The sequence below is a fragment of the Pedobacter sp. 01N310 genome (assembly GCF_056399805.1).
On the sequence record NZ_JBFTSB010000002.1, the window covers coordinates 606,987 to 626,109 of the forward strand.

The window sequence follows — 19,123 nt, forward strand, 5'->3', positions numbered from 1 at the left end:
TCTTTTTTATAAACAAAACGGAGGGTTTAATCTATACTATCGTACCATACAGATCGAAATCTTCAGCCCTGTCTATCTTCACATTAACAAAGCTTCCGTTGGCGGCATAACCTGTAGCTGCATCGATTAAAACTTCATTATCAACCTCAGGTGAATCGAATTCGGTTCTGCCAACAAAGAAATCGCCTTCTTTTTTATCTACCAGCACCTTGAAGGTTTTGCCTACTTTTTCTTGATTAATATCGAACGAAATACCTTGTTGTATTTCCATAATATCATCAACACGTTGTTGTTTTACTTCGTCAGAAATATCATCAACTAAGGTATGTGCATGTGTTTTTTCTTCATGCGAATAAGTAAAGCAACCCAAACGATCGAATTTGGTTTCTGCAACCCATTCCTTCATTTCTTCGAAATCATGTTCAGTTTCGCCAGGATAACCACAGATTAGCGTGGTACGCATGGCGATGCTTGGTACTTTATCACGGATCTGATTGACTAAATCGATGGTTTTTTGTTTGGTGGTACCACGGCGCATCGATTTTAACATATTATCGGTAATGTGCTGTAATGGCATATCCAGGTATTTGCAGATGTTATCGCGCTCATTCATGGCATCTAAAATTTCCATGGGGAAACCAGAAGGGTAGGCGTATTGCAAACGGATCCATTCGATTCCGGGAACATCTGATAAACGACGCATCAACTCATCCAACTTGCGTACACCATAAAGGTCTAAACCATAATAGGTAAGGTCCTGAGCAATTAAAATCAATTCTTTTGTGCCGTTTTTAGCTAGTATTTTAGCCTCGTTAACCAATTCTTCCATTGGTTTACTCAAGTGTTTGCCACGCATTAATGGGATGGCACAGAAAGAACACGGACGGTTACAGCCTTCGGCAATTTTAAAATAAGCGAAATGAGAAGGAGTGGTGAGCAAACGATCGCCAATAAGTTCGTGCTTGTAATTGGCACCTAACTCATGTAAAATATTCTGTAGATCGTTAGTGCCGAAAAAAGCATCAACGTTGGTGATTTCTGATTCAAGTTCGGGTTTGTAACGTTCAGATAAACAACCTGTAACCACTACTTTGCCAATTTTACCGGCTTCTTTTAGTTCGCTGAACTGTAGAATGGTATCGATTGATTCTTGTTTAGCATTATCGATAAAACCGCAGGTGTTAATTACAACGATATCATCTTTGCCCATCTTGTCTGATTCGTGCACAACATTTAAGTTGTTGCCACGCAGCTGCCCCATCAATACTTCCGAATCGTATATGTTTTTTGAACAACCTAATGTAATTACATTAATTTTAGGTTGTTTAATTGCGCTTTTACTTCTTACTATTTTGGTATTCATATTATATGTGATTTCACCGATTATCAAATGATTTAGGCGATAATCTTTTTTATTGATTATGAGATAATTGCCTCTGTTTTTTTGCTAAACAGATAACCGTTTTACTTCGCAACTTGTGTTGCCAAAGTTAATCAATAATCCTGTTTTAATTTTGCTGGCTTTTAAGTATGATATAAGTTGACTTTGAAACAACTTAGGTTGGTACCCTGTTACTGATTTTAATTCCACAATTACTTTATCCTCAACAAAGAGGTCGCATCTAAATTTTCCAATAATTATATGCTCAAATACAACATTAAATTCTTTTTCTGCGACGTAATTTAAACCTGCCTGTTGGAGTTTAATCTTTAAGGCATTCACATAGATTTTCTCCAAAAAGCCTGGGCCTAACTGATTATGAACTTCATAGCAACAGCCTATAATCGTTTGTGTTAGCGTATCTTTTTCATATTCGATCATATATAAATCTATATAAAACTGTTAAATCTACCAATCGGTGTAATCACCTAAATCGGTGGAATCAACCACGAAGTGAATTGTAGACTAAATCCTCAGTGGAATCAAACGCTTGCGCCTATTTAAACAAACTATTCACAAACTCTTTCTTATCAAAAAGCTGTAAGTCGCCAATTTTTTCTCCTACTCCAATATATTTAACAGGAATCCTGAACTGATCTGAAATTCCGATTACTACACCACCTTTTGCTGTTCCGTCTAATTTTGTAATGGCCAATGCATTAACATCAGTAGCTTCGGTAAACTGTTTGCACTGTTCAAAAGCATTTTGTCCGGTCGAGGCATCTAACACCAATAAAATTTCGTGCGGTGCACCTGGTACTACCTTTTGCATCACCTGTTTAATTTTACCCAACTCATTCATCAAACCGATTTTGTTGTGTAAACGTCCGGCAGTATCAATAATCACTACATCTTCGTCGTTAGCAACAGCCGATTGTAGGGTATCAAAAGCAACTGAAGCAGGATCAGAACCCATAGCCTGTGCCACAACCCTCACGCCGACACGTTCGCCCCAGAGTTTAATCTGGTCAACGGCCGCAGCTCTAAAGGTATCGGCTGCACCTAATACTACTTTAAGACCGGATTCTTTAAGTTTGTGGGCCAGCTTTCCGATGGTAGTGGTTTTACCAACACCATTTACGCCAACCACCATAATTACATAAGGTTTATGATCGCCGTATTCGAACTGGCGGAAATCGTTACTGTTGTTTTCGGATAAAAGTAACTGGATTTCATCACGAAGGATAAAATTTAGTTCTGAGGTATTGAGGTATTTATCTTTGGCAACACGTTCTTCGATACGTTTGATAATTTTTAATGTAGTACTTACACCAACATCAGAAGTAACCAAAACTTCTTCCAGATTATCGAGCACTTCATCATCAACAGAAGATTTTCCTGCTACAGCTTTGGTAATTTTATTAAAGAAACCGTCTTTAGTTTTCTCTAAACCTTTATCCAGTGCTTCCTGAGCTTCAGGTGCAGTTTCTTTCTTTTTGAAAAAATCGAATAAACCCATATCTAAATTTTTATATAACAAAAAAAGCCCTTCCGGTTAAAACGGAACGGCCTTTAATATTTTTAATATTAAAAAATATTAACCTTATTTAGATGCAATAGCATCTTTTACGTGGTCGTTGTGTACGATAAGTTCTTTGAATGAGTAAGCACCAGTTTTTGGTGATTTTACCATTGTAATTACTTTCGAATATTCTTTACCTGTACCTGTTTTAAGGGTTGCAACTACTTTCTTTGCCATGTTCTTATAATTTTAATTATTAGATTTGAGATATCAGACACTAGATTTGAGACTTGCAAAATGCTTTAGTCTTTAAGCTTTGGTCTTTTATTCTTAACCTATTTAATTTCTTTATGTACGGTTACTTTTCTCAATACTGGATTGAATTTTTTCAATTCTAATCTTTCAGTAGTGTTTTTACGGTTTTTGGTAGAAATATATCTAGACATACCTGGCATGCCACTTTCTTTATGTTCAGTACATTCTAAAATAACCTGAACTCTGTTACCTTTTTTTGCCATTTTAATATAAATTGAAAACTGTTAATCTCAACAGTTAATGTTTTTTACAAAAATCCTTTTTTTACGAAACGGTTAATTGCTTCGCTAATGCCCACTTTATTGATGGTTTTAATCGCTGAAGTAGAAACTTTCAACGTAATCCAACGGTTTTCTTCAGGAATATAAAATTTCTGAAGTTGTAGGTTTGGGTAAAATTTGCGTTTGGTTTTAACGTTTGAGTGAGAAACGTTGTTACCTACCATTGCTTTTTTTCCTGTTAAATCACAAACTCTTGACATGACTTGTAAATATAGTTGTTAATATCGTCCGCTTAATTTTTTTAAGAGTGTGCAAATATCTGAATAATAATTGTAAACAGCAATAGCGTAGCTAATTATTTTTATAATTAATATTTATGGGCGGAAAAGGTTTGTGCAATTTTTGTTAAAGCCAAACCTTAAATTCTTCCTATATTACATCTATTTAAAATAAATATTTCTTATCAAACGTTTGATATTCATTTTGATACGATTAGACTATTTCTCCTTATTATTATTTATTTAAATTAGCCCCCACTAATCCAAAATATAGAACAAGCAATGCAAATTACATCTTTTAAGCAATACGAAGAAGATTATAAGAAAAGCGTAGAAAACCCAGAACAATTTTGGGGCGAAGTGGCGCAAAACTTTCAATGGCGCAAGCCTTGGTTCAAAGTATTATCATGGAACTTTAACGAACCAAATATCAAGTGGTTCGAAGGCGCTAAACTTAATATTACCGAAAATTGTTTAGATCGGCACTTAGCTGCCAATGGAGATAAACCAGCTATTGTTTGGGAACCTAATAATCCAGAAGAAGAAAGTGTTACTTATACTTATAAAATGTTGCACGAACGCGTTTGCCGTTTTGCCAACGTTTTAAAACGTAATGGAGCAAAAAAGGGCGACCGTATTTGTATTTATATGCCTATGGTGCCCGAGTTGGCTATTGCTGTTTTGGCCTGCGCAAGAATTGGTGCCGTTCACTCGGTTATTTTTGGTGGATTTTCTGCTAAATCTATTGCCGACAGGATTAACGATTCGCAATGTAAAGTAGTGATTACGGCCGATGGTTCTTATCGTGGCAATAAACAGATTCCTTTAAAAGATGTAATTGACGATGCCTTAATTGGTTGCCCAACCGTAGAAAAATGTATCGTGTTAACCCATATCCGTACACCTGTTTCGATGCTGAAAGGCAGGGATGTGTGGTGGGAAGATGAAGTTAAACACGTAAATGATATTTGTGAAGCGGAAGAAATGGATGCAGAAGATATGCTGTTTATTCTCTACACATCTGGCTCTACCGGAAAACCCAAAGGTGTGGTACATACCTGTGGTGGTTATATGGTTTATGCCGGTTATACTTTTTCGAATGTATTTAACTATCAGCCTGGTGAGGTTTATTTTTGTACAGCCGATATTGGCTGGATTACCGGTCACTCTTATATTGTTTACGGACCGCTTTCGCAAGGTGCTACTTCGGTTCTTTTCGAAGGTATTCCTACTTATCCAAGCCCATCTCGTTTTTGGGATATTGTAGAAAAACATAAAGTAAATACTTTGTATACTGCTCCAACGGCTATCCGCTCATTAATGAGTTTTGGTGAAGACCCATTAAATGGCAAAGATTTAAGCTCAATCCGCGTTTTAGGGTCGGTAGGAGAGCCGATCAACGAAGAAGCTTGGCATTGGTTCGATGAGAAAATCGGGCACGGTAAAGCGCCTATTGTTGATACCTGGTGGCAAACGGAAACGGGAGGCATTATGATTTCGCCTATTGCTACGGTAACACCAACCAAACCAAGTTTTGCTACATTGCCTTTACCAGGAATTCAGCCAATTTTAGTTGATGAAAATGGTAATGAAATTGAAGGAAATGGTGTAATGGGAAATCTTTGTATCAAATTCCCCTGGCCGGGCATGTTGCGTACCACATACGGCGATCACGAACGTTGCAAACAGACTTATTTCTCTACTTACGAGAATTTATATTTTACAGGCGACGGCTGTTTACGTGATGAAGATGGTTATTATCGAATCACAGGCCGTGTTGATGATGTATTAAATGTTTCTGGACATAGAATTGGTACCGCTGAAGTAGAAAATGCCATTAATATGCACGCTGGTGTGGTAGAAAGTGCGGTTGTGGGTTATCCGCATGATGTAAAAGGCCAGGGCATTTACGCTTTTGTAATTTACCCTGAAATGCATGGCGAAGCAGAATTATCTAAAAAAGATATTTTACAAACGGTTACCCGTGTAATTGGGGCGATTGCCAAGCCTGATAAAATATTGTTTGTTTCTGGTTTACCCAAAACACGCTCGGGCAAAATTATGCGTAGAATTCTGCGTAAAATTGCCGAAGGAGATACCACTAATTTAGGCGATACTTCTACGCTGCTTGATCCAGGCGTGGTAGAAGAAATTATAGCAGCAGCAAAAAAACTTTAAATTTAAATGAAAGATAAAAAAAATGCCCCAAATTTTTTGGGGCATTTTTGTTGATATGTAATTTTAATAACCTGGGTTTTGAACCAAGTTTTTGTTTGCATCAATTTCACGTTGTGGAATTGGGAAAACCAATCTGGTAGAGTTCCAGGGTATGTTTCCAATATTGGTTTGCGTTCTTTTAGCATCGTGTAATGAAAAGCCTTCAAAAGCAAATTCAAGTTTCCTTTCATTTAGAATATTTGCCAGGGTAGCGGTTAGTGTTGTTAAGCCAGCCCTGCTTCTAACGGTGGTTAAATCTTGTAGTGGTGTAACGCCTCCAATAGGAGCAGCCGGAGCTAAGCGTGCATTAGATTCTGCCCTGATTAAATACATTTCTGCCAGCCTGATTACGGGAACATTTCCGAACTGATTTCCAAATTTCGCCGTAAAAATATCGTCATCATCGTAAAAAGCATTAGCCCTATCGTCGCCTGCACTATAAGTTGCGTCAATCCAATCTTGCGAAATTACCGCATCTCCACGGCCACCAAATGTAGATGAACCATAAAATTCATTAAAACCGTTAAATCCGGTTAAAGTTGTTACCTGCATAGCGAAAACATCTTCCGTCGAATTTTCTCCGGGTTTTGCAGGTTTTCCACTTTCTGGCATTTTAGGAAAAGCATCCAGGTAGGTCCCTGTTAACTGATAATTTCCTGAAGTAATTACCCGGTTTGCAGCAGAAGCGGCAGCACTATAATTGCCCATTTGTAAATACAACCTGGCTAACATTGCTGCAGCCGAAGATTTAGTGGCAAAGAAACTGTTGGTTGCAGGCAATTTAGCCTCAGCATCGGTTAAATCAGCTATGGCCTGATTATAAACCGCCGCTACTGTAGCCCTGCTTACATAACTTGATTCATTTACAATGCTGGTAGGGCTTAATACGATCGGTACACCCAGGTTTGTACTTGCCGAACCATCGTTATAGGCTTTTCCAAATAACCTAACCAACTCAAAATAGGCTGCACCCCTAATAAATTTGGCTTCACCTTCAACTCTACTCTTTTTAGCAGCATCTACTTTATCTATAGCTGCAATAACATTATTGGCATCATTAATTGCGGTATAGCCTGATGCCCAAACGTTATCAACAAAAGTATTTGTTTTTAGTAACGACTTGTTTATCGCCTGGGTTAGTTCTTCATACGTGCCGAACCATTCAATGGCATCAGTATTCGCTAAGAAATCAGTTATCAAAAACGAACGGCCACCGAAAAAATTACGGCTGCCAAGATCTGAATAGGCTCCAATTAGCGCTCCTTCAACATCTTTAGAGGTAAGCAAAGCATTTTTTTGCTCAATGGTATCAACAGGATTTACATCCAGTGCCTTTTTGCATGATGATAAAGCCATCAAAAACACGCAAGCAAATATGATATTATTTATATATGTCTTTTTCATTTTGATTCTTTTTTAATTATAGGCCAATGTTAATACCCAATGAAATTACCCGTGGTTGTGGTGCTGAGTAAAAATCTACGCCCTGATTAATGTTTGTCGATTGATAATCTGCATTAACCTCCGGGTCCCATCCTTTGTAACCGGTTATGGTAAGCAGGTTTTGCGCCGTAGCATATAACCTTAATTTGCTTAACTTAATTTTGGTTAACACCGAAACTGGAAAAGTATAGCCAAGCGTTAATGTTTTTAAGCGGACATAAGAACCATCAGATAAATATCTTGTTGAGTTTCCGATACCATTACCTGCAAACAGACGGGGCTCCGGAACAGATGTAACATCACCCGGTTTATCCCAATAGCTCATTTGATCTACAGTTTGGTTATCATAGCCGTTTGATGCGTTGGCGCTCATATACTGGCCGCCAGCATTGAAAATTTTATTGCTCTTTACACCTTGAAAAAATATACCTAAATCGAAATTCTTGTATGAAAAAGTGTTGTTTAAGCCAAATGTATATTTAGGATTAGGGTTGCCTGCAAAAATCCGTTGTGCATCGTTAATGTTATTTGTTGTACTCCTGTCTACATTGCCATTTGCATCAACTGTGTTTTTGTAATAAATCGCATCACCATTAGCCGGATTTACCCCAGCATATTCCGGGATGTAAAATACGCCGATCGGTTGCCCTGAAATAGCCGCATTTATTTCATTGCTATTTAAAATCTGCCCTCCTAAATTTGTAATCTTATTGTTGTTAATTGCTCCTGTTATTGCTGTTGACCATTTAAACGCGCCTACAAAATTTTCTGTATTGATGCCCAATTCAAACCCGGTATTTTTTAATGAACCTAAATTTTGGGTTTTAGTAGAGAAACCTGTTGTTTGCGGGATAGGCACATCTAATAATAAATCGGTGGTATTTTTTTGATAAAAATCAAAAATTCCTGTAATTCTATTCTTTAAAATACCAAAATCAAAGCCGATATCGAGTTGTTTCGTTTTTTCCCATGTTAAGTCCGGATTGGCTATTCGCGAAGGAATCTGCCCAGGCAAACCACCATATGCCCCTGTTCCGGCGAATAAACCACGGGCAGAATAATTACCAATTTCGGCATTACCCGTTAAACCATAACTTGCCCTAAATTTTAACAAACTGATGGTTTCACTTTGTTTTAAGAAATCTTCTTCAGATGCAATCCAAGCCACTGAACCTGCCGGGAAATACCCATATCTATTATTGGTTCCAAAACGTGATGAACCATCAGCCCTTACACTAAAACCTACTAAATAACGGTCGTTGTATTTATAATTGGCCCTAAAGAAATAAGACAGAAAGCTAAAAGCACCCTCATTACTGGTTGCAATCACTTTTGTTGCAGCAGAACCTAATTTAATGTAAGAATCACTTGGGAAATCCTGTCCTTCAATGGTGCTGTACTTGGTGGTTGATTTTTGATAACTTGTACCCAAAATAACATCAAAAGCACTTTTGCCGATAGTTGTATTATAACTGAAGAAATTATTGGTGTTGGCATTAATTACAAAAGTTGAAATATTTTGCCCGTAGCCATTTGAAGTACCAGTATTTCTAAAAGTTAATGAACCATAATAACTTTCTTCGTTTTGATTTAAGTTATCAATAGAAAAATCAGTGCTGAATTTTAATCCCTTAGCAATGTTGATATTCGCAAAAGCTTTGCCAATTGTTCGGTACACTGTTGCTTTATAAAAAGCATTATCGACACTAATGAATGGATTGTAATATACTGGATAATTTGAAGCGGCTCCAGGTAAAGTTCCACTTATTAAACCCGACCTTGGATCTATAAAAGGCGTAATAGGAGAGAGTGCTACAGATTGTAGCGGACTTGAAAAGGCATTATCATTTGATAGCCTGTTATTAATACTATTTGAAAAATTAAGGTTAATACCCACTTCTAAAAAATCAGTTACTTTATTGGTCAGGTTTAACCGGCCGCTGTAGCGTTTATAACTGTTGCCTATCACAATTCCTTGTTGATCTAAGGCCTGGCCACCGATATAAAATTTCGTTTTTTCATTTCCCCCTGTTAAATTAAGGTCGTATTGTTGCGTAACAGGTTTATCCTGAAAAGAAGCAGCTTCCCAGTTAGAATTTACTTTATAAGTTTGATAATCGTTGTTACCAGCAGAATACCGGTTTAAACGTGCCTCTACACTTGCGCTATAATCATCTAATGCTTCTTGCAGGGTTGCATAATCTCCATTGAGAAAATCCTGATTCGCCTGGCCCTGCCCAGCTCTTCGCTCTATTTGAACGTACTGTTCTGCGTTTAAAAAATCCCTATGGTTAGAAGGTGAGCTTACACCACCCAGTGCATTAAACTGGATAAGTGTTTTGCCTGCCTTACCTTGTTTGGTTGTGATCAATACCACGCCATTTGAAGCTCTTGCACCATAAATTGCCGATGCCGATGCATCCTTTAATACTTCTATAGATTCGATATCATTGGTGTTTATATCTGCCAGAGCACTCGTAGGCGCAGTAGTACTCGAAAAATCTCCCGAGGTAATTGGTATTCCATCAACAATGTACAGCGGCTCGCTACCTGCAGTTACTGATGCAGCGCCCCTTACCCTTACCGTTATTCCCTGCCCTAATTTTCCATTTTGAGCGGCAATCTGAACACCTGCTGCTTTTCCTTGTAAGGCCTGTTCAAAACTTGTTACAGGTAAGTTTTCCAGGTCTTTAGATTTAACAGAGGCTACAGATCCTGTCACATCGCGTTTATTCTGCGTTCCATAACCCACCACCACCACATCTGATAGTGTATTGTTTTCCTCATCAAGGTTTACATTGATGCTTTGCCCTGTAATAGGCACTTCTTTGGTTTTGTAACCAATAAAGCTAAAAACAAGTGTTTTGGCATCATCCGAAACGGTTAATTTAAAGGCGCCCGAGGCATCACTCTGTGTGCCATTAGCTGGTGAGCCTTTTACAAATACGCTAACGCCCGGAATTGGTCCGGAGGTAGACGTAACTTTCCCGGTAATCACTTTGCTTTGTGCGAAAGCAAATGAAATTGCACCGAGATACAAAAGCATACTTAAGAGTAGTTTTTTCATCAAATTGGTAGTTTTAGTTAGTAATGTTTAATAGTTCGTAGAAACGAATTTTAATATAATTAAAAATTTTTATAAAACCTGCTGTAGTTAAGCGAAATTGGATCGTTGTTTGGTTTTTTGAGCTCAAATCAAAACAAAAAGTGGTGAAAAATGTTGATAGATTTAAAAAAGTATATTATTTACCACAAAAAAACACGAGCATGGATAAGTTAGAATTAAAAGGGAAGTGGAATGAAATAAAAGGAAAGGTTAAACAAGCTTATGCCGATTTAACTGACGATGATTTAAAACACGAAGAGGGGCAAGACGATGAATTGTTGGGGAAACTGCAACAAAAAACAGGAAAAGGAAGAGATGAGCTTGTAAAATGGATCAATTCATTATAACATCAATTTTTATTAATAATATACAGGCGGCCAATTTTGGTCGCTTGTTTGGTTTAGAACCTATGCCATGAGCGATATTGCACAACGGTTTATTCAAAACCCAATACTTTGTCCAAAAGATTTAGTACCGAGTATAGCGGGCCTGGAAATTGCATGCCTTTTAAATCCTGGTGTTTTTACCTTTCAAAATAAAATATGGCTTCTGGTGCGGGTAGCAGAACGGCCGGGGCAAAAACAGGGATTTATTTCTTTTCCGGTTTTAAGGAAAAACGGCATCGAAATTATCGAGATAGCGGAGGCAGATCCTGCTTTGGTAGATAATGATCCACGGGTGATCAATTATCAGGGTGCTGATTATTTAACCACATTATCGCATTTAAGGCTCGTTTGCAGTGATGATGGTGTGCATTTTTATCAACCGGCCGGTTATCCTTTATTACAGGGTGAGGGAGAAGATGAAACTTTTGGCATTGAAGATTGCCGTGTATCCTTAATCGATAAAACCTACTATTTAACCTTTACTTCCGTATCTGCCCATGGGGTAGGGGTTGGATTAAGAACAACAAAAGATTGGAAGCGTTTTGAGAAACACGGCATGATTATCCCGCCGCACAATAAAGACTGTGCCGTATTTGAAGAACGCATTAACGGTAAATTTTATGCCTTACACCGGCCCAGCAGTGTAGCTTTGGGTGGTAATTATATCTGGCTGGCCGAATCTCCTGATGGTATTCATTGGGGTAAACACAAATGTATCATTAAAACCAGGCCTAACCACTGGGATAGTGCACGTGTTGGGGCTGGTGCGGCACCCATAAAAACCACAGAAGGATGGCTCGAAATCTATCACGGTGCAAACGGAAAACATCAATATTGTTTAGGTGCCTTTCTAATGGATTTAAATGATCCATCGAAAGTACTGGCCAGAACCGATGAGCCGATTATGGTGCCAACAGCAGATTACGAACTGCATGGTTTCTTTGGTGAAGTCGTATTTACAAACGGCCACATTGTTAACGGAGATGAATTAACGATTTACTATGGTGCGGCTGATGAGTTTGTTTGTGGCGCTAAGTTTTCGGTGAAAGAAATTTTGGAGACACTGAAATATATCTAGTTCTTTTTGCCACGGAAGCACTGATAAACACGGAAGATGGGCTTGTTTTTCTGTACCATACAACTAATGATCAATAGCCAATGAACTAAACAAAAAAAGCGATCCCCGTTTCCGAGAATCGCTAGTAATTTTGATATTAAAGCATCAGGTTTTCACTTTAAACCCTCCGCCTTCCTACCCTCAACCTTATTAGTATCCAAAAATCTGCTCCAGGCTTAATTTAGTTACCGGGCCGAATTTTGCTAAATCGGCCATGTTGATTTTTTTCTCTGAAGCCACGATACAATAGTTGTAAGGTTTGCCCGAAAGATTGGTTTGATGGAACGATTTTACATCATTAAAAGTTAATGGTTTTAAGTTCGCATATTCATCAACTCTTGAGTCATGATCGAAACCTAATTTTTTATCTGCCAAATAGCTATAGATAATTCCATCTTTGGTAATACGGCTGGTTTCTAAGCCGTTTAATGAGTTGGTTTTTGATAATGCAAATGATTTATCAGACTCTGGTAAAGTGGTTAATAACTCATTCATACCGGCAACTGCTTCATTCATTTTATCTGCCTGTGTACCTACATAAGCGATAATGGTATTTTCTTTTTCTTTGGTATTTGGAGAAGAATATACTGCAAAGGTAGAATAAGCCAAAGCTTTAGATTCGCGGATGGTTTGGAATACTACTGAGCCCATGCCGCCGCCAAAATAGTTGTTAAACAAGGCGATTTTTGCTGCATTGGCCGGATCGTACAAGCCACCATTGCGTACCCAACGGATTTCTGCCTGCACCATATCATAATCGGCAAAGTAAACTTTGTTCGAATCGGTTTTGGTGTATACAAATTTCTTAATTGGCGCCGTATCTGTAAATTCTTTAGCCAATGGGTGTGCTTTTACAATATCAGCAGAAAATGCTGCTAAAGTTTTAGGGCCATAATAAGTAATGGTGTGTTTGTAATTGGTTAGGTTGTGCAAGATATAGATCAGATCTGCCGATTTCATGTTTTTGATCTCATCATTGCTTAATCCGTAATTGAAAGGATTATCGGCACCATACTGTGCATAACTCATTAAACCACCAAGAATTGATGATTTGTTTAATTTTGCGTTATCTCTCGATTTTAACAAACGGCCTTTTAAATCTTCTAAGGCTTTTTCGTTTGCTTTGCAATTTGCCAATACATCTTCTACCAGGGCAACAGCTTTATCAAAGTTTTCTTGTAAACCACTGATGGAAACTGTAGTTACATCGGTACCTACGTTTATGCTATAGCTACAGGCAATGTTGTAAAATGCTTTACTAATATCCTCTGCCGAATATTTATCAGTACTTAAGAACGCTAAATATTGAGCAGCATAAGGCAACAACTTATAGTTGTATGAGCCCACATCAAAACGGTAGCCTAAACGGAAAATTCCGTTTTCGGTGTTTTGAACCGCAATTACATCAGCAATGCCTGCTTTACCGAAATTAAGATCTTTGGTATAATCTAAAAACTTAGGGGCGATGGGTTTTACCGGTGCAGCAATAATGTCTTTCGTAAATGGAGAAACCTCATTAACATTGGTTTTTACCGCGGTAATGGCTGGCTTTTCTACTTTAACGATGCTTTTATCTTCGCCTTTATGTTTTAAGATAGAAACATAGTTGTTGACGAAAAATTTATTGGCAAAATCTACAATTTCCTTTTTGGTTACTTTAGCCATTGCATCGGTTGATGCCAGGGTTTTATCCCACTCCGTACCACGGTTTTGGATAAAGGCATTCATCGCGAAATCTGCACGCACATCGTTATTATCGAAACTTTGTAACTCTGCCAATTTGATGTTTGCAACAGTTGCTTTAATCAAACTTTCGTCGAATTCGCCTTTTTTAAGGAGTTCTACCTGCTCTAACAATAATTTTTGCGCTTCTTCTAAACTTTGTCCGGCTTTAGGTGAGCCAGATAAGATGAAGATTCCATAATCTTTCATCGAGTTATAACCAGCGCTTGCCCTCAACATTTTTTGCTGTTTATTGATGTTGATATCCATTAAACCCGCTTTACCGTTGGCTAAAATGCTGCCGATTAAATCCAGTAGTAAGCTTTGGTGTGTATTTTGAGCAAAACCTCTATAGGCAACGTATAAATTTTCGGCACTTGGACCGTAAATGTCAACCGTTTGAACCTGCGTTAATGGTTTTTCTGGAGCAGGGTTGTAGAGTGAAAATGGTTTTGGAACCATGAAGGCAAAATCTTTATCGATTTTTTTAATTAAATCATCATAATTAATATCGCCACTCATAATTAGGGCCATATTATTAGGCACATAATATTTGTTGTAATATTTTCTGATTTCGATTAAAGATGGATTTTTTAAATGTTCAATGGTACCAATGGTGGTTTGTTGTCCGTAGTTATGTGTTGGGAACAAAGCATACAGCATTTTCTCATACATTTTACGGCCATCGTTATCCATACCGATGTTTTTTTCTTCGTACACAGCTTCTAACTCTGTATGGAAGATACGGAAAACAGGGGCGCGGAAACGTTCTGCCTGTACGGCCAAAAATTTATCAATGGCGTTTGATGGAAGATCTTCCTCGTAAACGGTTTCTTCTACCGAGGTGTGGGCGTTGGTAGAGTTGCTCCCGATCGATTTCATCATTTTATCGTATTCGTTTGCGATAGAATAATTAGAAGCTTCGCCCGAAGTTTTATCAATTTCTTTATAAATCTCTTTACGTTTAGCCGGATCGGTAGTTTTGTTGTATGTTTCGTAAAGTGCCTCGATCTTATCTAAAAGTGGTTTTTCTTTGGCATAATTTAAGGTTCCAAATTTATCCGTTCCTTTAAATAAAAGGTGTTCTAAATAATGCGCCAGGCCGGTATTGGTACGCGGATCGGTATTACTGCCCGCTCTTACCGCCATTTTATAGGTAATATTTGGCTCTTTATTGTTCTGGGATAAAATTACTGTCAAACCGTTTTTTAGTGTATAAAAACGTGTTTTGGTCGGATCGTTGGTTACATACCTGTAGCTAAAGCCACCAGATGTTCCTGTTTTCCATTGATAGGTTGTTTGCGCCTTCGCTAAAGCACCTGTAAATAGAAAACAAGCCAAAGTAAATAGTTTGAATTTCATTGAATTGGTTTTGGTTTATGATAATGAGTGCGTACCTGTTGGTTTAAGCGTGATCTCAAATACAGCCTTCATTTTTAATAAGTTATTTATCCAAATATATATGCTTTCTGGCAGGGAATGAAATAATTTTGATTTCAAAACTAAAAATCTAGGAATAAATGATTTTTGCATATAAACCATGCTTTATTGTGCCTTGAATTTATAATCTGTATTTTTACCGACATGACAAAGCAGGGCACAAAACCAAATATTTTAGTTGTAAATGATGATGGCATTACAGCTACAGGCATCAAAAATTTAATGGAGGTAATGCAGGAGCTGGGCAATGTAGTGGTGGTTGCGCCAGATAGTCCGCAAAGCGGAATGGGGCATGCCATTACCATAGGTAAACCGATCCGTTTTGATAAGGTTGATCTTTATGCCGGTGTAGAAATGTACAAATGCAGTGGAACCCCGGTTGATTGTGTTAAAATTGCTGTAAATAAGATTTTTAAAGGTAAAAAACCTGATTTATGCGTTTCAGGAATTAACCATGGACTAAATAATTCGATTAATGTACTTTATTCAGGTACCATGTCTGCAGCGGTGGAAGGCGCGATAGAAAAAATCCCCTCTATTGGTTTCTCTTTAGATGATTTTGCAGCCGATGCCGATTTTAGTCATACCAAAAAATACATTAAAAACATCTGTGAGCAGGTTTTGGTGAATGGTTTACCAGAAGGAACCCTTTTAAATGTGAATTTCCCAAAAGGCGATCAGCTAAAAGGCGTTAAAGTTTGCCGTCAGGCCAATGCAAAGTGGATGGAAGAATTTGATGAAAGAACTGATCCTTACAAACGACCATACTATTGGCTAACCGGTGTTTTTGAAAATTTCGATAAAGGAGAAGATACCGATGTTTGGGCATTGGAAAACAATTATATTTCTATTGTCCCGGTCCAGTTTGATTTAACGGCACACCATGCGATACAAGCAATAAACAGTTGGGATTTTATTGGCAACAATGCTGCTAAATCTACAAGTACCGGCACTAAAGTTTCAGCGCCAGATGGCATAAATTTAGGTTAAGCGCTTGCCATTATGATTGATCGATTGAAAAGATTAAATAATTCTGTATGGATAGGTTTGGGCATTGGTTTGCTTGTGCCGGCAATATTTTGTTCCATTGCCTGGTACATCATTACCCATGTTGCTTCCCTTGCTAAAGCAGATTTGTTATATATTGGTGGTATTGCAATAAATGCCTATACCATGCAATACTTTTTTAAATACAATAAAGAAAATATTGGCAGGGGTATATTGGCCGCAACGTTTTTATGCGCTTTTGTATTTTTTGCTTATAAAGTTTTTTAAAACAGGCGTCATTGCGAACTGAAGAAGGGGATGGTGAGCTGGGTGAAGCAATCTTTCCAGAACAACGGAGAATTAAGGGATAGACAATAGCATAAAGATTGCTTCGTCGTGCCTCCTCGCAATGACGACTTTGTTATAACATAAGAAAATATGAAGTACTACCTCGTAGCCGGAGAAGCCTCAGGCGATTTACATGGCGCCAACTTAATGAAAGCCTTAAAAACTGAGGACGGCGAAGCTGTATTCAGGTATTTCGGGGGTGATAAAATGCAGGCCGAAGGTGGCGAGTTGGTTAAACACTATGCTGATATGGCTTTTATGGGCTTTACAGAAGTAATTCTAAATTTAAGGACCATTTTCAAAAATCTTAAAGCCTGCAAGAACGATATTTTACAATGGAAGCCCGATGTACTGATCCTGATCGATTTTCCGGGATTTAACTTAAAAATAGCAGCGTTTGCAAAGGCCAATGGTATTAAAGTATGTTATTATATTTCACCTAAAGTTTGGGCATGGAACCAAAAACGGGTGCTGAAAATCAAAAAGGTTGTCGATCATATGTTCTGCATCTTACCTTTCGAAGTAGATTTCTACAAAGAATGGGGCATGCAGGTAGATTATGTAGGCAACCCATTATTAGACGAAATTGCGCAATTTACTCCAGATCTAAATTTTCGCGAAAACCATCAATTAGGAGATGGAAAAATTATCGCCCTGTTGCCTGGTAGCCGCAAGCAGGAAATAGAACGTTTACTCCCGGTGATGTTGAGCATTACCGAAAACCATCCCGATTATATTTTCGCCATAGCAGCCGCACCAACCTTTACCGAAAGTTATTATCGCCGGTTTACGGGAGATAAAAAAGTTCATCTGCTTTTTAACAGTACCTATAATTTATTGCACCATGCGCATGCTGCAATTGTAGCTTCAGGAACAGCTACGCTAGAAACTGCTTTGTTTAAAGTGCCACAAGTGGTTGTTTATAAGGGCGGAACCATTTCAATTGCCATTGCCAGGATGTTGGTGAAAATTAAGTTTATTTCATTGGTTAATCTTATTGTAAACAAGAAGATTGTAACCGAACTTATCCAGGAAGATTGTAACACCCAAAAGGTGAACGGAGAACTCAAAATTATCTTAACAGGGGAGGGCAGGAGTGAGATGTTAAAACATTATGATGAGTTGCTTTTACTTATGGGAAAACCCGGCGCTTCGGCAAAAACGGCCAGATTAATTACGACCTATCTGCACAAAACAATTTAACAGGATAGAGGGGCCTGATTATGAACTTATTTATTTATACAGGATATTAATTTTGATACAAAAGACGCTTTAATGGTGCCTTTTGTTGTTTTAAGCTTTCATATTTACATTGAACCATCCTTTAACAAGTGTTTCTAAAACGATTAACATAAAAAATGTTAAATTGCGTCTTTATAATGGGCAAAAATTTAAAAGCTGCAATTTTTATTTAGCTTTGAATTGATTAACTTAAAGAAATCCAACCAGATGAAATCGCTTTCTATTAAAGATATAGCCGTAAAAGCAAATGTATCCATTACCACAGTTTCATTCATTATTAACGGTAAAGCAAAAGAGAAATCGATAAGCGAGGCAGTAATAGAGAAAGTTGAAAAAATTATCGAAGAAAGCGGTTATAAGCCTAATCAGATTGCAAGAAGCTTAAGAACTGGTAACTCCAATATCATCGGCTTAATTATCGAAGATATTTCCAATTCATTCTTCTCGAGGATTGCAAGGTTAATCGAAGATAAAGCCTATAAAAGAGGCTATAAAATTATTTATTCCAGTACAGAAAACAGCATCGACAAAGCAAAGGAACTGATCAACATGTTCAAATCGCGAAAAGTTGATGCCTATATCATTTCTCCAATAAAAGGAATAGAAGAAGATATACAAATGCTCCTGGATGATGGAAACCCTGTAATCCTGTTCGATAGAAATTTGTCAGACATTAATACCAGTTATGTTGGAGCAGATCATTTTAATGCCTCGCACCAGTCCATACAGAGTTTTATCGATCAGGGTAAAAAGAATATAGCCTTGGTTACCACTGATATAAATGTGGAACAAATTATAGAGCGATACGATGGTTATAAAAAAGCATTGGAAGATAATGGGATCGAATATAATGACAACCTGGTTTTAAAGATCCACTTTAACCAGGAAGAAGGCGAAACGATTGCTCAGATTCAAGAACTCTTCGAAAATAAAAAAATCGATGCAGTGTTATTTGCAACCAATTATTTAGCGATTAGTGGCTTAAAAGCGCTAAAACAAATCAATAAAAAAGTAGGAGATGATTTAGGAGTTATCGCATATGATGATCATGAAGCATTCGAACTGCACACCCCCCGTATTTCTGCTGTCCAACAACCCCTGGAAGAAATAGCTGAAACCATTATTAAACTCATTTTAAACCAACTTTCCTCAAAAGGTAAATCACCTGCTGAAGAGGTAATTATCCCCGCCCGTTTAGTCATTAGAGACTAGAAAAAAATCATCCCTCACTCGATTGTAATATTTTTTTTACTTACTAAAACGTTTTATTATAATTTAAAATTGCTATAATTGATCTACTAAAACGTTTTAGCATAGCCGGACTAATTTTATGAGTATTACAGCAGTTCTCTACTGAATTTTAATGGATTGTATTAGCTACAGGGATAGATCTTCTCG

The 19,123-nt window shown here is 37.7% G+C and carries 16 protein-coding genes; 7 read left to right on the forward strand and 9 right to left on the reverse strand.

The genetic code is table 11. The features are described from left to right. Positions 1–31: 31 nt before the first annotated feature. The 6 genes from rimO to rpmB all read right to left on the reverse strand — a co-directional run bounded on the left by rimO (position 32) and on the right by rpmB (position 3,699). The gene (rimO, locus tag AC1DNH_RS08140) at positions 32–1,363 is read right to left on the reverse strand and encodes a 30S ribosomal protein S12 methylthiotransferase RimO (protein WP_477581648.1); all 1,332 of its coding nucleotides are present in this window, start codon (positions 1,361–1,363) and stop codon (positions 32–34) included. 84 nt (positions 1,364–1,447) lie between these two features. Beyond that, the gene (locus AC1DNH_RS08145; RefSeq protein WP_477610094.1) at positions 1,448–1,822 is read right to left on the reverse strand and encodes a GxxExxY protein; all 375 of its coding nucleotides are present in this window, start codon (positions 1,820–1,822) and stop codon (positions 1,448–1,450) included. A gap of 115 nt (positions 1,823–1,937) precedes the next feature. After that, positions 1,938–2,900: a signal recognition particle-docking protein FtsY gene (ftsY, locus tag AC1DNH_RS08150; RefSeq protein ID WP_057932079.1), complete on the reverse strand. Its 963-nt coding sequence runs from the start codon at positions 2,898–2,900 to the stop codon at positions 1,938–1,940. A gap of 84 nt (positions 2,901–2,984) precedes the next feature. Continuing rightward, the gene (locus AC1DNH_RS08155; RefSeq protein WP_010599808.1) at positions 2,985–3,140 is read right to left on the reverse strand and encodes a DUF4295 domain-containing protein; all 156 of its coding nucleotides are present in this window, start codon (positions 3,138–3,140) and stop codon (positions 2,985–2,987) included. Between the two features lie 98 nt (positions 3,141–3,238). Beyond that, positions 3,239–3,421, reverse strand: coding sequence for a 50S ribosomal protein L33 (rpmG, locus tag AC1DNH_RS08160; protein WP_010599807.1), 183 nt, complete (start codon positions 3,419–3,421; stop codon positions 3,239–3,241). Between the two features lie 44 nt (positions 3,422–3,465). Further along, entirely contained in the window at positions 3,466–3,699 is a 234-nt protein-coding gene (gene rpmB, locus AC1DNH_RS08165) for a 50S ribosomal protein L28 (RefSeq protein ID WP_025145121.1), read from the reverse strand. Positions 3,700–3,987: 288 nt separating this feature from the next. Here rpmB and acs point away from each other — a divergent pair, with 288 nt between their 5' ends. Further along, positions 3,988–5,895: an acetate--CoA ligase gene (gene acs, locus AC1DNH_RS08170; RefSeq protein WP_477581658.1), complete on the forward strand. Its 1,908-nt coding sequence runs from the start codon at positions 3,988–3,990 to the stop codon at positions 5,893–5,895. 63 nt (positions 5,896–5,958) lie between these two features. Here the strand turns inward: acs and AC1DNH_RS08175 are convergent, their stop codons facing one another. Beyond that, positions 5,959–7,338: a RagB/SusD family nutrient uptake outer membrane protein gene (locus tag AC1DNH_RS08175; RefSeq protein WP_477581652.1), complete on the reverse strand. Its 1,380-nt coding sequence runs from the start codon at positions 7,336–7,338 to the stop codon at positions 5,959–5,961. A 16-nt stretch (positions 7,339–7,354) separates the two neighbouring features. Next, positions 7,355–10,444 (reverse strand): SusC/RagA family TonB-linked outer membrane protein, encoded by a 3,090-nt coding sequence (locus tag AC1DNH_RS08180; RefSeq protein WP_477581654.1) that lies wholly within the window; start codon positions 10,442–10,444, stop codon positions 7,355–7,357. A gap of 200 nt (positions 10,445–10,644) precedes the next feature. Between AC1DNH_RS08180 and AC1DNH_RS08185 the strand changes: the two genes are divergently transcribed. Beyond that, positions 10,645–10,830 (forward strand): CsbD family protein, encoded by a 186-nt coding sequence (locus tag AC1DNH_RS08185; RefSeq protein WP_029276197.1) that lies wholly within the window; start codon positions 10,645–10,647, stop codon positions 10,828–10,830. Between the two features lie 67 nt (positions 10,831–10,897). Then, positions 10,898–11,947, forward strand: a complete 1,050-nt coding sequence (locus tag AC1DNH_RS08190) for a glycoside hydrolase family 130 protein (RefSeq protein ID WP_477585254.1) — start codon at positions 10,898–10,900, stop codon at positions 11,945–11,947. 189 nt (positions 11,948–12,136) lie between these two features. On the opposite strand, the gene AC1DNH_RS08195 is transcribed toward AC1DNH_RS08190, so the two are convergent. Further along, positions 12,137–15,070, reverse strand: a complete 2,934-nt coding sequence (locus tag AC1DNH_RS08195) for a M16 family metallopeptidase (RefSeq protein WP_477625297.1) — start codon at positions 15,068–15,070, stop codon at positions 12,137–12,139. Positions 15,071–15,292: 222 nt separating this feature from the next. Between AC1DNH_RS08195 and surE the strand changes: the two genes are divergently transcribed. From surE to AC1DNH_RS08215, 4 genes are all read left to right on the forward strand, one after another. After that, on the forward strand, positions 15,293–16,138 hold the full coding sequence (surE, locus tag AC1DNH_RS08200; RefSeq protein WP_477584943.1) for a 5'/3'-nucleotidase SurE: 846 nt from the start codon (positions 15,293–15,295) through the stop codon (positions 16,136–16,138). A 12-nt stretch (positions 16,139–16,150) separates the two neighbouring features. Then, positions 16,151–16,423 (forward strand): hypothetical protein, encoded by a 273-nt coding sequence (locus tag AC1DNH_RS08205; protein ID WP_029276189.1) that lies wholly within the window; start codon positions 16,151–16,153, stop codon positions 16,421–16,423. Positions 16,424–16,573: 150 nt separating this feature from the next. Beyond that, positions 16,574–17,686: a lipid-A-disaccharide synthase gene (lpxB, locus tag AC1DNH_RS08210; RefSeq protein WP_477609427.1), complete on the forward strand. Its 1,113-nt coding sequence runs from the start codon at positions 16,574–16,576 to the stop codon at positions 17,684–17,686. Between the two features lie 246 nt (positions 17,687–17,932). Next, positions 17,933–18,937: a LacI family DNA-binding transcriptional regulator gene (locus AC1DNH_RS08215; RefSeq protein WP_477609425.1), complete on the forward strand. Its 1,005-nt coding sequence runs from the start codon at positions 17,933–17,935 to the stop codon at positions 18,935–18,937. Positions 18,938–19,123: the final 186 nt, after the last annotated feature.

Excerpts from the sequence above, each read along its gene's own strand:
- AC1DNH_RS08215 (WP_477609425.1), top strand. The coding sequence starts at position 17,933 with ATGAAATCGCTTTCTATTAAAGATATAGCCGTAAAAGCAAATGTATCC.
- AC1DNH_RS08205 (WP_029276189.1), top strand. The coding sequence starts at position 16,151 with ATGATTGATCGATTGAAAAGATTAAATAATTCTGTATGGATAGGTTTG.
- ftsY (WP_057932079.1), bottom strand. The coding sequence starts at position 2,900 with ATGGGTTTATTCGATTTTTTCAAAAAGAAAGAAACTGCACCTGAAGCT.
- rpmG (WP_010599807.1), bottom strand. The coding sequence starts at position 3,421 with ATGGCAAAAAAAGGTAACAGAGTTCAGGTTATTTTAGAATGTACTGAA.
- AC1DNH_RS08185 (WP_029276197.1), top strand. The coding sequence starts at position 10,645 with ATGGATAAGTTAGAATTAAAAGGGAAGTGGAATGAAATAAAAGGAAAG.
- surE (WP_477584943.1), top strand. The coding sequence starts at position 15,293 with ATGACAAAGCAGGGCACAAAACCAAATATTTTAGTTGTAAATGATGAT.
- AC1DNH_RS08180 (WP_477581654.1), bottom strand. The coding sequence starts at position 10,444 with ATGAAAAAACTACTCTTAAGTATGCTTTTGTATCTCGGTGCAATTTCA.
- rimO (WP_477581648.1), bottom strand. The coding sequence starts at position 1,363 with ATGAATACCAAAATAGTAAGAAGTAAAAGCGCAATTAAACAACCTAAA.
- AC1DNH_RS08175 (WP_477581652.1), bottom strand. The coding sequence starts at position 7,338 with ATGAAAAAGACATATATAAATAATATCATATTTGCTTGCGTGTTTTTG.
- lpxB (WP_477609427.1), top strand. The coding sequence starts at position 16,574 with ATGAAGTACTACCTCGTAGCCGGAGAAGCCTCAGGCGATTTACATGGC.
- AC1DNH_RS08155 (WP_010599808.1), bottom strand. The coding sequence starts at position 3,140 with ATGGCAAAGAAAGTAGTTGCAACCCTTAAAACAGGTACAGGTAAAGAA.
- AC1DNH_RS08190 (WP_477585254.1), top strand. The coding sequence starts at position 10,898 with ATGAGCGATATTGCACAACGGTTTATTCAAAACCCAATACTTTGTCCA.
- AC1DNH_RS08195 (WP_477625297.1), bottom strand. The coding sequence starts at position 15,070 with ATGAAATTCAAACTATTTACTTTGGCTTGTTTTCTATTTACAGGTGCT.
- rpmB (WP_025145121.1), bottom strand. The coding sequence starts at position 3,699 with ATGTCAAGAGTTTGTGATTTAACAGGAAAAAAAGCAATGGTAGGTAAC.
- AC1DNH_RS08145 (WP_477610094.1), bottom strand. The coding sequence starts at position 1,822 with ATGATCGAATATGAAAAAGATACGCTAACACAAACGATTATAGGCTGT.